We start from the raw sequence: 12,515 nt of genomic DNA, 5'->3' as shown, positions 1-12,515 counted from the left end.
CGGTATCAGACCGCCCTCATCAGCAGGGTCGCGGCGACCAGGACGGCGGCGCCGCCGAACATCGAGACCGCGTAGGACCGCGCGAAGCCGTTCTGCAGCCTGCGCATCCGCCCGGACAGGCCGCCCATGGAGGCCGCCGTGCCGTTGACGACCCCGTCGACCAGGGTGTGGTCGACGTAGACCAGGGAGCGCGTCAGGTGCTCGCCGCCGCGGACCAGGACCACGTGGTTGAAGTCGTCCTGGAGCAGGTCGCGCCGGGCGGCCCGGGTGAGGAGCGACCCGCGCGGGGCCACGGCCGGGACCGGACGGCGCCCGTACTGGGCCCAGGCGAGCGCCACGCCGACGACCATCACGGCCACCGTGGAGATCGTGACCGTCAGGGCGCTGATCGGGGCGTGCCCGTGGTCGTGCCCGGTGATCGGCTCGAGCCAGTGCAGGAAGCGGTCACCGATGCTGAAGAAGGCACCGCCCGCGACCGACCCGACGGCGAGCACGATCATCGGGATCGTCATGACCTTCGGCGACTCGTGCGGGTGCGGCGGGGCGTACTCGCCACGCGTCTCGGCGGCCGGCTCCACGTCCGGCCGGGCCGGGGACGGCGTCGGGGCGTTGCGCCAGCGCTCCTCGCCGAAGAACGTCATCAGCATCACGCGCGTCATGTAGTACGCGGTGATGGCCGCGCCCAGCAGGGCGCAGGCGCCGAGGATCCAGCCCTCGGTGCCGCCCTTGGCGAACGCCGCCTCGATGATCTTGTCCTTGGAGAAGAAGCCGGACAGGCCCGGGAAGCCGATGATGGCGAGGTAGCCGAGGCCGAAGGTGACGAACGTGATCGGCATGTACCTGCGCAGTCCGCCGTAGCGGCGCATGTCGACCTCGTCGTTCATGCCGTGCATGACCGAACCGGCCCCGAGGAACAGCCCGGCCTTGAAGAAGCCGTGCGTCACCAGGTGCATGATCGCGAAGACGTAGCCGATGGGGCCGAGACCCGCGGCGAGCACCATGTAGCCGATCTGCGACATGGTCGAGCCGGCCAGCGCCTTCTTGATGTCGTCCTTCGCGCAACCGACGATCGCACCGAACAGCAGCGTGACCGCGCCGACGATGGTGACCACCAGCTGTGCGTCGGGCGCACCGTTGAAGACGGCCCCGGAGCGGACGATCAGGTACACGCCCGCCGTCACCATGGTCGCGGCGTGGATCAGGGCCGAGACCGGGGTCGGGCCCTCCATCGCGTCACCGAGCCAGGACTGGAGCGGCACCTGGGCGGACTTGCCGCAGGCGGCGAGGAGCAGCATCAGCGCGATCGCGGTGAGCTTGTCCTCCCCGGCGGCGCCGGCGAGGCCCGCCTCACCGTGGCTGCCGAGCACCGGCTCGAAGGCGAAGGTGCCGAACCACAGGAACATCAGCATGATCGCGATCGACAGCCCCATGTCACCGACGCGGTTGACCAGGAAGGCCTTCTTCGCGGCCGTCGCGGCGCTGGGCTTGTGCTGCCAGAAGCCGATGAGCAGGTAGGAGGCAAGACCGACGCCCTCCCAGCCCACGTACAGCAGCAGGTAGTTGTCGGCGAGGACGAGCAGCAGCATCGCCGCGAGGAACAGGTTGAGGTAGCCGAAGAAGCGGCGGCGCCGCTCGTCGTGCTCCATGTACCCGACCGAGTACAGGTGGATCAGCGAGCCGACGCCGGTGATCAGCAGGACGAACGTCATGGACAGCTGGTCCAGCCGGAAGGCGACGTCGGCCTGGAAGCCCTCCACCGGGATCCAGCTGAACAGGTGCTGCGTGAGCGTGCGTTCCTCGGTGCCCCTGCCGAGCAGGTCGGTGAAGAGCACCAGGCCGAGCACGAAGGAGACACCCGCGAGGGCCGTGCCGATCCAGTGGCCGACGGCATCCAGCCGACGGCCGCCGCACAGCAGGACCGCGGCTCCGAGCAGGGGCGCCGCCACCAGCAGCGCCATCAGATTCTCTGTGTTCATTCGGTCCAGCGCCCCTTACAGCTTCATCAGGCTGGCGTCGTCGACCGAGGCCGAGTGGCGGGAACGGAACAGGGACACGATGATCGCGAGCCCCACCACGACCTCCGCGGCGGCGACGACCATCGTGAAGAAGGCGATGATCTGCCCGTCGAGGTTGCCGTGCATCCGGGAGAAGGCGACGAACGCGAGGTTGCAGGCGTTGAGCATCAGCTCCACGCACATGAAGACGACGATGGCGTTGCGCCTGATCAGCACGCCGGTGGCACCGATCGTGAACAACAGGGCGGCCAGGTAGAGGTAGTTGACCGGGTTCACTTCGACGCCTCCTCGGCCCGCTTGAACGTCGTCGGTTCGATCGCCCGGCGCTCCAGCCGCTCCTCCGCGCGCTGCTCCAGCGCCCGCAGGTCGTTGAGCGCCTCCTGCGAGACGTCACGGACCTGGCCGCGGTCGCGCAGCGTCTTGCTGACGGTGAGGTCGGACGGGGTGCCGTCGGGCAGCAGACCCGCGATGTCCACGGCGTTGTGCCGGGCGTAGACACCCGGGGCCGGCAGCGGCGGCAGGTACGTGCCCTCGCGGACGCGCTGTTCGGCGAGCTCCCGCTGCGTCCTGGCCCGCTCGGTGCGCTCGCGGTGGGTGAGCACCATGGCACCGACGGCGGCCGTGATGAGCAGGGCGCCGGTGATCTCGAAGGCGAAGACGTACTTGGTGAAGAGGAGGGACGCGATGCCCTCCACGTTGCCGTTCGCGTTCGCCCGGCCGATGCCGTTGAACTCCGTGAGCGAGGCGTTGCCGATGCCGCCGACCAGCAGGATGCCGAAGCCGAGACCGCTCAGCAGGGCGAGCCAGCGCTGGCCCTTGATGGTCTCCTTCAAGGAGTCCGCCGCGGTGACGCCCACCAGCATCACGACGAACAGGAACAGCATCATGATCGCGCCGGTGTAGACGACGATCTGCACGACGCCCAGGAAGTAGGCGCCGTTGGCGAGGTAGAAGACAGCCAGGATGATCATGGTGCCGGCGAGGCAGAGCGCGCTGTGCACGGCCCGCTTCATGAAGACGGTGCACAGGGCGCCGATGACGGCGACGGTGCCGAGGATCCAGAACTGGACGGCCTCTCCGGTGGAGGTGGAGTAGGCGGCGAGCTGCTCGGTCATCGGCGGATCACCTTCTCCGACGCCGGCTCCTCCTCGCCGAAGGTCGAGGCGGCCTCCTGCACGACCTCACCCCTGGAGTGGGCGACCTGCCGCTCCGTACCGGGGGCGGCCTCGGTGACCAGACCCCGGTAGTAGTCCTGTTCGTCGGTGCCCGGGTACATGGCGTGCGGGGTGTCGACCATGCCCTCCTCCAGACCGGCGAGCAACTGCTCCTTGGTGTAGATGAGGTTGGCGCGGCTGGAGTCGGCCAGCTCGAACTCGTTCGTCATCGTGAGGGCGCGCGTGGGGCACGCCTCGATGCACAGGCCGCACAGGATGCAGCGGGCGTAGTTGATCTGGTAGACGCGGCCGTACCGCTCGCCGGGCGAGTAGCGCTCCTCGTCGGTGTTGTCCGCGCCCTCGACGTAGATCGCGTCGGCGGGGCAGGCCCAGGCGCACAGCTCGCACCCGACGCACTTCTCCAGGCCGTCCGGATGGCGGTTGAGCTGGTGCCGTCCGTGGAAGCGCGGAGCCGTGGTCTTCTGCTGCTCCGGGTACTGCTCGGTCAGCCGCTTCTTGAACATGGCCTTGAAGGTCACGCCGAAGCCGGCCACGGGGTTCTGGAAACCGGGCTTGGTCTCCTTGGGCTCCTCAGCCATCGGACGCCTCCTTTCCATCCGTAGATCCCAGCGGTCCGTCACTGTGAGTATCGGACCCACCACTGACAATCAGTTCCGCCTCGCGCCGCGAGCGGCGCCGCGGCACCCGCGGCAGTTCCTGACCCGGCAGCGGCGGTACGGGGAACCCGCCCGCCATCGGGTCGAAGGCGGTCGGGGCGGTGGGCTTCTCGGTCTCCTTGGCCTTCTCCCGGAACATGTCGGCGACGAAGGAGAGCAGCAGCAGGGCGAGGACGCCCCCACCGATGTAGAGGGCGATGTCGGCGAAGTCGTAGTTCTCGTTCCGCAGGGCCCGCACGGTGGCGACGAGCATCAGCCACACCAGGGAGACCGGGATGAGGACCTTCCAGCCGAGCTTCATCAGCTGGTCGTACCGGACGCGTGGAAGGGTGCCGCGCAGCCAGACGAACATGAACAGGAACAGCTGGACCTTCAGCACGAACCAGAGCAGTGGCCACCAGCCGTGGTTGGCGCCCTCCCAGAAGGTGCTGACCGGCCAGGGGGCCCGCCAGCCGCCGAGGAAGAGGGTCACGGCGACGGCCGAGACGGTCACCATGTTGATGTACTCGGCGAGCATGAACATCGCGAACTTGATCGACGAGTACTCGGTGTTGAAGCCGCCGACCAGGTCGCCCTCGGACTCCGGCATGTCGAAGGGGGCGCGGTTGGTCTCGCCGACCATGGTGACGACGTAGAGGATGAACGAGACCGGCAGCAGCAGGATGTACCAGCGGTCGTTCTGCTGCTCGACGATCGCCGTCGTCGACATCGACCCCGAGTAGAGGAAGACGGACGCGAACGCGGCACCCATGGCGATCTCGTAGGAGATCATCTGCGCGCAGGACCGCAGGCCGCCCAGGAGCGGATACGTGGAGCCGGAGCTCCAGCCCGCCAGGACGATGCCGTAGATGCCGACCGAGGCGACCGCGAGGATGTAGAGCATCGCGATCGGCAGGTCGGTGAGCTGCATCGTGGTGCGGTGGCCGAAGACCGAGATCTCGTTCCCGGCGGGCCCGAAGGGGATCACCGCGATCGCCATGAACGCCGGGACGGCGGCGACGATCGGCGCGAGGACGTACACCACCTTGTCCGCGCGCTTGACGATGACGTCTTCCTTGAGCATCAGCTTCACGCCGTCGGCGAGCGACTGGAGCATGCCCCAGGGCCCGTGCCGGTTGGGGCCGATGCGCAGCTGCATCCAGGCGACGACCTTGCGTTCCATCACGATGGCGATCAGCACCGTCACCATGAGGAAGGCGAAGCAGAACACCGCCTTGACGACGACCAGCCACCAGGGGTCGCGGCCGAACATCGAGAGGTCTTCAGCGGCGAGGTACGGGCTCATGCCTCCACCTCCTTGGGGGCCTCGCCGGCGAGGGCCGCCGGGCCGATGCGGACGAGGGAGCCGGGCTGTGCCCCGGTGTCGGAGGCGACACCGCCACCGGTGGAGTTCAGCGGGAGCCACACCACGCGGTCGGGCATCTCGGTGACCGTGAGGGGCAGTTCGACGGTTCCGGCGGTGCCGGTCACCGACAGCAGGTCGCCGTCCTTGACGCCGACCTCGGCGGCCGTGGCGGCCGACACACGCGCGCGTGCGGCGTGCCGGGTGCCGGCGAGCGCCTCGTCGCCGTTCTGGAGGACGCCCTGGTCGAGCAGCAGCCGGTGCCCCGCGAGGACCGCCTCCCCGGCGGCCGGCCGGGGCAGCGCGCCCGCGGTCTCCAGGGGCTCGGTGGCCCGCGGGCCGTCCCAGGCGCCGAGCCGGTCGAGCTCCGCGCGTACGGTGCGCAGGTCGGGCAGGCCCAGGTGGACGTCCATGGCGTCGGCGAGCATCTGGAGCACGCGCGCGTCGGTGGGCGGGAGCCGACGGGTCATCTGGTCGGGCTTGAGCGCCGCCTCGAAGGGCCGCACGCGGCCCTCCCAGTTGAGGAAGGTGCCGGCCTTCTCGGCGACCGCCGCGACGGGCAGCACCACGTCGGCGAGCTCGGTGACCTCGCTGGGCCGCAGCTCCAGCGAGACCACGAAGCCGGCCTCGGCGAGTGCCGCACGCGCGCGTGCCGGGTCGGGCAGGTCGGCCACCTCGACGCCCGCGACGAGCAGGGCCTGGAGTTCACCGCGCACCGCGGCCTCGACGATCTGTCCGGTGTCGCGACCGTAGCGGTGCGGGAGTTCGGCGACGCCCCAGAGGGCGGCGACCTCCTCCCGCGCACCCGGGTCGGTCGCCGGCCGCCCGCCCGGCAGCAGCGACGGCAGCGCACCGGCCTCCACGGCACCCCGCTCCCCCGCCCGGCGCGGGATCCACACCAGCCGGGCCCCGGTCGCGGTGGCCATCCGCACGGCGGCGGTCAGGCCGCCCCGTACCGCCGCGAGCCGCTCGCCGACGACGATCACCGCGCCCTCGGCGCGCAGCGCCTCGGCGGCCATGGCGCCGTCCCCCTCCAGGCCGACGCCGCTCGCCAGCGCGTCCAGCCATTCGGTCTCGGTGCCGGGAGCCGCCGGCAGGAGTGTGCCGCCGGCCTTCTCCAGGCCGCGCGTGGCGTGCGTGGCCAGGGCGAAGGTCTTCTGCCCGTGCCTGCGCCACGCCTTGCGCAGCCGCAGGAAGACGCCGGGCGCCTCCTCCTCCGACTCGAACCCGACGAGCAGGACGGCGGGCGCCTTCTCCAGCGCGGTGTACGTGACACCCGTGCCGTCCAGGTCCCTGCCGCGGCCGGCGACCCGGGCCGCGAGGAAGTCGGCCTCCTCGCTGCTGTGCACCCGCGCGCGGAAGTCGATGTCGTTGGTGTCGAGCGCCACGCGCGCGAACTTGCTGTACGCGTAGGCGTCCTCGACGGTGAGCCGCCCGCCGGTGAGGACACCGGTGCGGCCCCGGGAGGCCAGCAGCCCCTGGGCCGCGATCTGAAGCGCCTCGGGCCAGGAGGCGGGCTGCAGCTCGCCCTCGGCGTTGCGCACCAGCGGCGTGTCCAGGCGGTCCCGCAGCTGTGCGTAGCGGAAGGCGAAGCGGCCCTTGTCGCAGATCCACTCCTCGTTGACCTCGGGGTCCTCGGCGGCGAGGCGCCGCATGACCTTGCCGCGGCGGTGGTCGGTGCGGGTGGCACAGCCTCCGGAGCAGTGCTCGCACACCGACGGCGAGGAGATGAGGTCGAAGGGGCGGGAGCGGAACCGGTAGGCCGCCGAGGTGAGTGCACCGACCGGGCAGATCTGGATGGTGTTGCCGGAGAAGTACGACTCGAACGGGTCGCCCTCGCCGGTGCCGACCTGCTGGAGGGCGCCGCGCTCCAGCAGCTCGATCATCGGGTCGCCCGCGATCTGGTGGGAGAACCGGGTGCAGCGGGCGCACAGCACGCACCGCTCGCGGTCGAGCAGTACCTGGGTGGAGATCGGGACGGGCTTCTCGTAGGTCCGCTTCTTGCCCTCGAAGCGGGAATCGGCGTTGCCGTGCGACATGGCCTGGTTCTGCAGCGGGCACTCGCCGCCCTTGTCGCAGACCGGGCAGTCCAGCGGGTGGTTGATGAGCAGGAGCTCCATCACACCCTTCTGGGCCTTCTCGGCGACCGGCGAGGTGAGGTGGGTCCTGACCACCATCCCGTCGGTGCAGGTGATGGTGCAGGAGGCCATCGGCTTGCGCTGGCCCTCCACCTCGACGATGCACTGGCGGCAGGCGCCGGCCGGGTCGAGGAGGGGGTGGTCGCAGAACCGCGGGATCTCGATGCCGAGCTGCTCCGAGGCCCGGATGACCAGGGTGCCCTTGGGCACGCTGATCTGGATGCCGTCGATGGTCAGCGTCACGAGGTCCTCGGGCGGTACCGCCGCCTCTCCCCCACCGGAGGGAGCGCTGCTGGTCACGGTCATGCGTTCACCTCCGTGCGGTCGGCCCAGGCCGTCGACTTGGCCGGGTCGAAGGGGCAGCCCCGCCCCGTGATGTGCTGCTCGTACTCCTCGCGGAAGTACTTGAGCGAGGAGAAGATCGGCGAGGCGGCGCCGTCGCCGAGGGCGCAGAAGGACTTGCCGTTGATGTTGTCGGCGATGTCGTTCAGCTTGTCGAGGTCGGACATGCGGCCCTTGCCGGCCTCGATGTCGCGCATCAGCTGCACGAGCCAGTAGGTGCCCTCGCGGCAGGGCGTGCACTTGCCGCAGGACTCGTGGGCGTAGAACTCGGTCCAGCGGGTCACGGCCCGGACGACACAGGTCGTCTCGTCGAAGCACTGGAGGGCCTTCGTGCCGAGCATGGAACCGGCGGCGCCCACTCCCTCGTAGTCGAGGGGGACGTCGAGATGCTCGTCGGTGAACATCGGCGTGGAGGAGCCGCCCGGTGTCCAGAACTTCAGCCGGTGACCGGGGCGCATGCCGCCGCTCATGTCGAGGAGCTGGCGCAGCGTGATACCGAGCGGCGCCTCGTACTGGCCGGGGCCGGCCACGTGCCCGCTGAGGGAGTACAGCGTGAAGCCGGGGGACTTCTCGCTTCCCATCGAGCGGAACCATTCCTTGCCCCGGTTCATGATGGCGGGAACCGACGCGATGGATTCGACGTTGTTCACCACAGTCGGGCACGCGTAGAGGCCCGCGACGGCAGGAAAGGGGGGACGGAGCCGCGGTTGACCACGGCGGCCTTCCAGCGAGTCGAGCAGTGCGGTCTCCTCACCGCAGATGTACGCGCCCGCGCCCGCGTGCACGGTGAGCTCGAGGTCGAGTCCGCTGCCCAGGATGTTCTCGCCCAGGAAGCCCGCCTCGTAGGCCTCGCGCACGGCCGTGTGCAGCCGCCGCAGTACGGGGACGACCTCACCCCGCAGATAGATGAAGGCGTGCGAAGACCTGATCGCGTAACAGGCGATGACAATGCCCTCGATGAGGCTGTGCGGGTTCGCGAAGAGGAGCGGAATGTCCTTGCACGTTCCGGGCTCCGACTCGTCGGCGTTGACAACGAGATAGTGGGGCTTTCCATCACCCTGCGGGATGAACTGCCACTTCATGCCCGTGGGGAAGCCGGCGCCGCCGCGCCCGCGCAGACCGGATTCCTTGACGTACGCGATCACGTCGTCGGGGGACATGGCCAGCGCCTTGCGGAGCCCCTCGTACCCCTCGTGCCTCCGGTAGACGTCGAGCGTCCAGGACTTCTCCTCGTCCCAGAAGGCCGACAGCACGGGTGCGAGCAGCTTCTCCGGGCTGGTGTCCTTGAGTTCGGGTGCCAAGGTCATCACTCCCCCTCCTCGGCAACGGGTCCCGCCGCATCGGAGGGGCGAGGCGAGCCCCCTCCGTCACGGGTGGTGGGTGACGGGTGGGCGGGGTCGGAGGCCGATGTGTCCTGCGGCGCGTCGTGCGAGCTCAGGTGTTCCGCCGGCGACGGGTCGTGCGGCGCCTCGTCCCTGGGTCCCTCGCCACGCGGATGGACCACGCGCGCGGGCGCGGCCTCTCCCTTGGCCAGGCGGAGGCCCACCAGGGACGCGGGTCCGGCACTGCCGCCCGCCTCGACGGCCCCGGGCCGCTCGTCGGGGAAGCCGGCCAGGATCCGCGACGTCTCCTTGAAGGTGCACAGCGGCGCCCCGCGCGTGGGCATGACCAGGCGTCCCGCGCGCAGATCGTCGACCAGGCGCTTCATGCTCTCCGGCGTCTGGTTGTCGAAGAACTCCCAGTTGATCATCACGACCGGAGCGAAGTCGCAGGCCGCGTTGCACTCGATGTGCTCCAGGGTGACCTTGCCGTCGTCGGTGGTCTCGCCGTTGCCGACGCCCAGGTGGTCCTGGAGCTCCTCGAAGATCGCGTCGCCGCCCATGACGGCGCACAGGGTGTTGGTGCACACCCCGACCTGGTACTCGCCGCCCGGCCGGCGCCGGTACATGGTGTAGAAGGTGGCGACCGCGGTGACCTCGGCCGTGGTCAGGCCGAGCATGTCCGCGCAGAACTGCATGCCGGTGCGCGAGACATGGCCCTCCTCCGCCTGCACGAGATGCAGCAGCGGCAGCAGGGCGGAACGGGAGTCCGGGTAGCGGGCGATGACCTCGCGCGCGTCGGTCTCCAGCCGGACCCGGACGTCCTCCGGGTAGGCGGGTGCCGGGAGTTCGGGCATGCCCAGGCTGACGCCCCGGTCCGAAGATGAGGTGGTCACCGGTCGACGCCTCCCATCACGGGGTCGATGGACGCGACGGCGACGATGACGTCGGCCACCTGGCCGCCCTCGCACATCGCCGCCATGGCCTGAAGGTTGGTGAAGGACGGGTCCCGGAAGTGGACCCGGTAGGGGCGGGTGCCGCCGTCGGAGACGACGTGCACCCCGAGTTCGCCCTTGGGCGACTCGACCGCCGCGTACGCCTGTCCCGGCGGGACGCGGAAGCCTTCGGTGACCAGCTTGAAGTGGTGGATCAGGGCCTCCATGGAGGTGCCCATGATCTTCTTGATGTGGTCGAGGGAGTTGCCCAGTCCGTCCGGTCCCAGGGCGAGCTGGGCGGGCCAGGCGATCTTCTTGTCGGCGACCATGACCGGTCCGGGCTGGAGCCGGTCCAGGCACTGCTCGACGATGCGCAGCGACTGGCGCATCTCCTCCAGCCGGATCAGGAAGCGGCCGTAGGCGTCGCAGGTGTCCGCGGTCGGGATCTCGAAGTCGTAGGTCTCGTAGCCGCAGTACGGCTCGGTCTTGCGCAGGTCGTGCGGCAGGCCGGTGGAGCGCAGCATCGGGCCGGTGACGCCGAGGGCCATGCAGCCGGCCAGGTCGAGGTAGCCGATGTCCTGCATGCGGGCCTTGAAGATCGGGTTCCCGGTGGCGAGCTTGTCGTACTCCGGGAGGTTCTTCTTCATCTTCTTCACGAACTCGCGGATCTGGTCCACCGCGCCGGGCGGCAGGTCCTGGGCGAGTCCGCCGGGGCGGATGTACGCGTGGTTCATCCGCAGGCCCGTGATGAGCTCGTAGATGTCGAGAATGAGTTCACGATCACGGAACCCGTAGATCATGATCGTGGTGGCACCGAGCTCCATACCGCCGGTGGCGATGCACACCAGGTGGGAGGAGAGCCGGTTCAGCTCCATGAGCAGCACGCGGATGATCGAGGCGCGGTCGGGTACCTGGTCCTCGATGCCGAGGAGCTTCTCGACCGCGAGACAGTACGCCGTCTCGTTGAAGAACGGCGTCAGGTAGTCCATGCGCGTCACGAACGTGGTGCCCTGGGTCCACGTGCGGTACTCGAGGTTCTTCTCGATGCCGGTGTGGAGGTAGCCGATGCCGCAGCGGGCCTCGGTGACCGTCTCCCCGTCGATCTCGAGGATCAGGCGGAGCACTCCGTGGGTCGACGGGTGCTGCGGACCCATGTTGACGACGATGCGCTCGTCGTCGGCGCGGGCCGCGGACTGGACGACCTCGTCCCAGTCGCCGCCGGTGACGGTGTAGACGGTGCCTTCGGTGGTCTCGCGGGCCGACGCGGAAGACGGGGTGTGCGTGCTCATGAGTACGACCTCCGCTGGTCCGGAGCCGGGATCTGGGCGCCCTTGTACTCGACGGGGATGCCGCCGAGGGGGTAGTCCTTGCGCTGCGGATGGCCCTGCCAGTCGTCCGGCATCATGATCCGCGTGAGCGCCGGGTGGCCGTCGAAGACGATGCCGAAGAAGTCGTACGTCTCGCGCTCGTGCCAGTCGTTCGTCGGGTAGACCGAGCACAGGGACGGGATGTGCCGGTCGCTGTCGGGGCAGCTGACCTCGAGGCGGATCAGCCGGTTGTGGGTGATCGAGCGCAGGTGGTAGACGGCGTGCAGCTCGCGCCCCTTGTCCTGCGGGTAGTGCACGCCGCTGACGCCGGTGCACAGTTCGAACCGCAGCGCCGGGTCGTCGCGCAGCGTCCGGGCGACCCGGACCAGGTGCTCGCGTTCGATGTGGAAGGTGAGCTCGCCGCGGTCGACGACCGTCTTCTCGATGGCGTTCCCGGGGAGCAGTCCCTGCTCCTCCAGCGCGCCCTCCAGCTCGTCGGCGACCTCGTCGAACCAGCCGCCGTAGGGGCGGACCGCCGGTCCCGGGAGCCGGACCGAGCGGACCAGGCCGCCGTAGCCGGAGGTGTCGCCGCCGTTGTTGGCGCCGAACATGCCGCGCTGGACGCGGATCTCCTCCCCGCCCTGGCCGCGCCGGCCGGGGAGGTTCTCGGCGGAGAGATCCTTCTCGGGGTTCACGCCGCCCGCGTCGCGCGCGGTGCCGTTGGCGTCGCTCATCGCAGCAGCCCCTTCATCTCGATCGTGGGCAGGGCCTTGAGCGCCGCCTCCTCCGCCTCGCGGGCCGCTTCCTCCGCGTTCACCCCGAGCTTGGAGCCCTGGATCTTCTGGTGGAGCTTGAGGATGGCGTCCATCAGCATCTCGGGCCGCGGCGGGCAGCCGGGGAGGTAGATGTCGACGGGGACGATGTGGTCGACGCCCTGGACGATCGCGTAGTTGTTGAACATGCCGCCCGAGGAGGCGCAGACCCCCATGGAGATCACCCACTTGGGGTTCGGCATCTGGTCGTAGACCTGCCGCAGCACCGGCGCCATCTTCTGGCTGACCCGGCCGGCGACGATCATCAGGTCCGCCTGCCGCGGTGAGCCGCGGAAGACCTCCATGCCGAAGCGCGCCAGGTCGTAGCGGCCGGCACCGGTGGTCATCATCTCGATGGCGCAGCAGGCGAGGCCGAACGTGGCCGGGAAGACCGACGCCTTGCGCACCCAGCCCGCGGCCTGCTCGACGGTGGTCAGCAGGAAGCCGCTCGGCAGCTTTTCTTCGAGTCCCATG

Annotated in this window: 11 protein-coding genes; all 11 read right to left on the bottom strand. The window is 69.8% G+C overall.

Annotated features, from left to right (window positions below; genetic code table 11):
* Positions 1 to 5: 5 nt before the first annotated feature.
* From nuoL to ACFYOV_RS11605, 11 genes are read right to left on the bottom strand one after another with little or no spacing between them, the layout of a single operon-like run.
* Entirely contained in the window at positions 6 to 1,976 is a 1,971-nt protein-coding gene (gene nuoL / locus ACFYOV_RS11655; protein ID WP_389085941.1) for an NADH-quinone oxidoreductase subunit L, read from the bottom strand.
* Positions 1,977 to 1,991: 15 nt separating this feature from the next.
* A complete protein-coding gene (gene nuoK / locus ACFYOV_RS11650; RefSeq protein WP_004927567.1) occupies positions 1,992 to 2,291 on the bottom strand; it encodes an NADH-quinone oxidoreductase subunit NuoK in 300 nt (99 codons plus the stop codon).
* On the bottom strand, positions 2,288 to 3,130 hold the full coding sequence (locus tag ACFYOV_RS11645; RefSeq protein WP_389085939.1) for an NADH-quinone oxidoreductase subunit J: 843 nt from the start codon (positions 3,128 to 3,130) through the stop codon (positions 2,288 to 2,290). The genes nuoK and ACFYOV_RS11645 overlap by 4 nt, the downstream gene beginning before the upstream one ends.
* Positions 3,127 to 3,768, bottom strand: a complete 642-nt coding sequence (gene nuoI / locus ACFYOV_RS11640) for an NADH-quinone oxidoreductase subunit NuoI (protein WP_389085936.1) — start codon at positions 3,766 to 3,768, stop codon at positions 3,127 to 3,129. Before nuoI ends, ACFYOV_RS11645 begins: the two co-directional genes overlap by 4 nt.
* Complete coding sequence (gene nuoH, locus ACFYOV_RS11635) at positions 3,761 to 5,131, bottom strand: NADH-quinone oxidoreductase subunit NuoH (protein WP_389085934.1); 1,371 nt, start codon at positions 5,129 to 5,131, stop codon at positions 3,761 to 3,763. Before nuoH ends, nuoI begins: the two co-directional genes overlap by 8 nt.
* Positions 5,128 to 7,632, bottom strand: a complete 2,505-nt coding sequence (locus tag ACFYOV_RS11630) for an NADH-quinone oxidoreductase subunit G (protein ID WP_389085932.1) — start codon at positions 7,630 to 7,632, stop codon at positions 5,128 to 5,130. Before ACFYOV_RS11630 ends, nuoH begins: the two co-directional genes overlap by 4 nt.
* Complete coding sequence (gene nuoF, locus ACFYOV_RS11625; RefSeq protein WP_389085930.1) at positions 7,629 to 8,975, bottom strand: NADH-quinone oxidoreductase subunit NuoF; 1,347 nt, start codon at positions 8,973 to 8,975, stop codon at positions 7,629 to 7,631. Before nuoF ends, ACFYOV_RS11630 begins: the two co-directional genes overlap by 4 nt.
* Positions 8,975 to 9,883, bottom strand: a complete 909-nt coding sequence (nuoE, locus tag ACFYOV_RS11620) for an NADH-quinone oxidoreductase subunit NuoE (RefSeq protein WP_389085927.1) — start codon at positions 9,881 to 9,883, stop codon at positions 8,975 to 8,977. Before nuoE ends, nuoF begins: the two co-directional genes overlap by 1 nt.
* Positions 9,880 to 11,211, bottom strand: a complete 1,332-nt coding sequence (locus tag ACFYOV_RS11615) for an NADH-quinone oxidoreductase subunit D (RefSeq protein WP_389085925.1) — start codon at positions 11,209 to 11,211, stop codon at positions 9,880 to 9,882. Before ACFYOV_RS11615 ends, nuoE begins: the two co-directional genes overlap by 4 nt.
* Complete coding sequence (locus tag ACFYOV_RS11610) at positions 11,208 to 11,963, bottom strand: NADH-quinone oxidoreductase subunit C (RefSeq protein WP_389085923.1); 756 nt, start codon at positions 11,961 to 11,963, stop codon at positions 11,208 to 11,210. The genes ACFYOV_RS11615 and ACFYOV_RS11610 overlap by 4 nt, the downstream gene beginning before the upstream one ends.
* Entirely contained in the window at positions 11,960 to 12,514 is a 555-nt protein-coding gene (locus tag ACFYOV_RS11605; protein ID WP_030494814.1) for an NADH-quinone oxidoreductase subunit B family protein, read from the bottom strand. The genes ACFYOV_RS11610 and ACFYOV_RS11605 overlap by 4 nt, the downstream gene beginning before the upstream one ends.
* Position 12,515 lies beyond the last annotated feature (1 nt).

The organism is Streptomyces sp. NPDC005931 (assembly GCF_042871235.1).
In the GTDB taxonomy this organism is placed as follows: Bacteria; Actinomycetota; Actinomycetes; order Streptomycetales; family Streptomycetaceae; genus Streptomyces.
The sequence above is the reverse complement of the archived record's forward strand: the minus strand, read 5'-3'. Positions and strand labels throughout refer to the sequence as shown.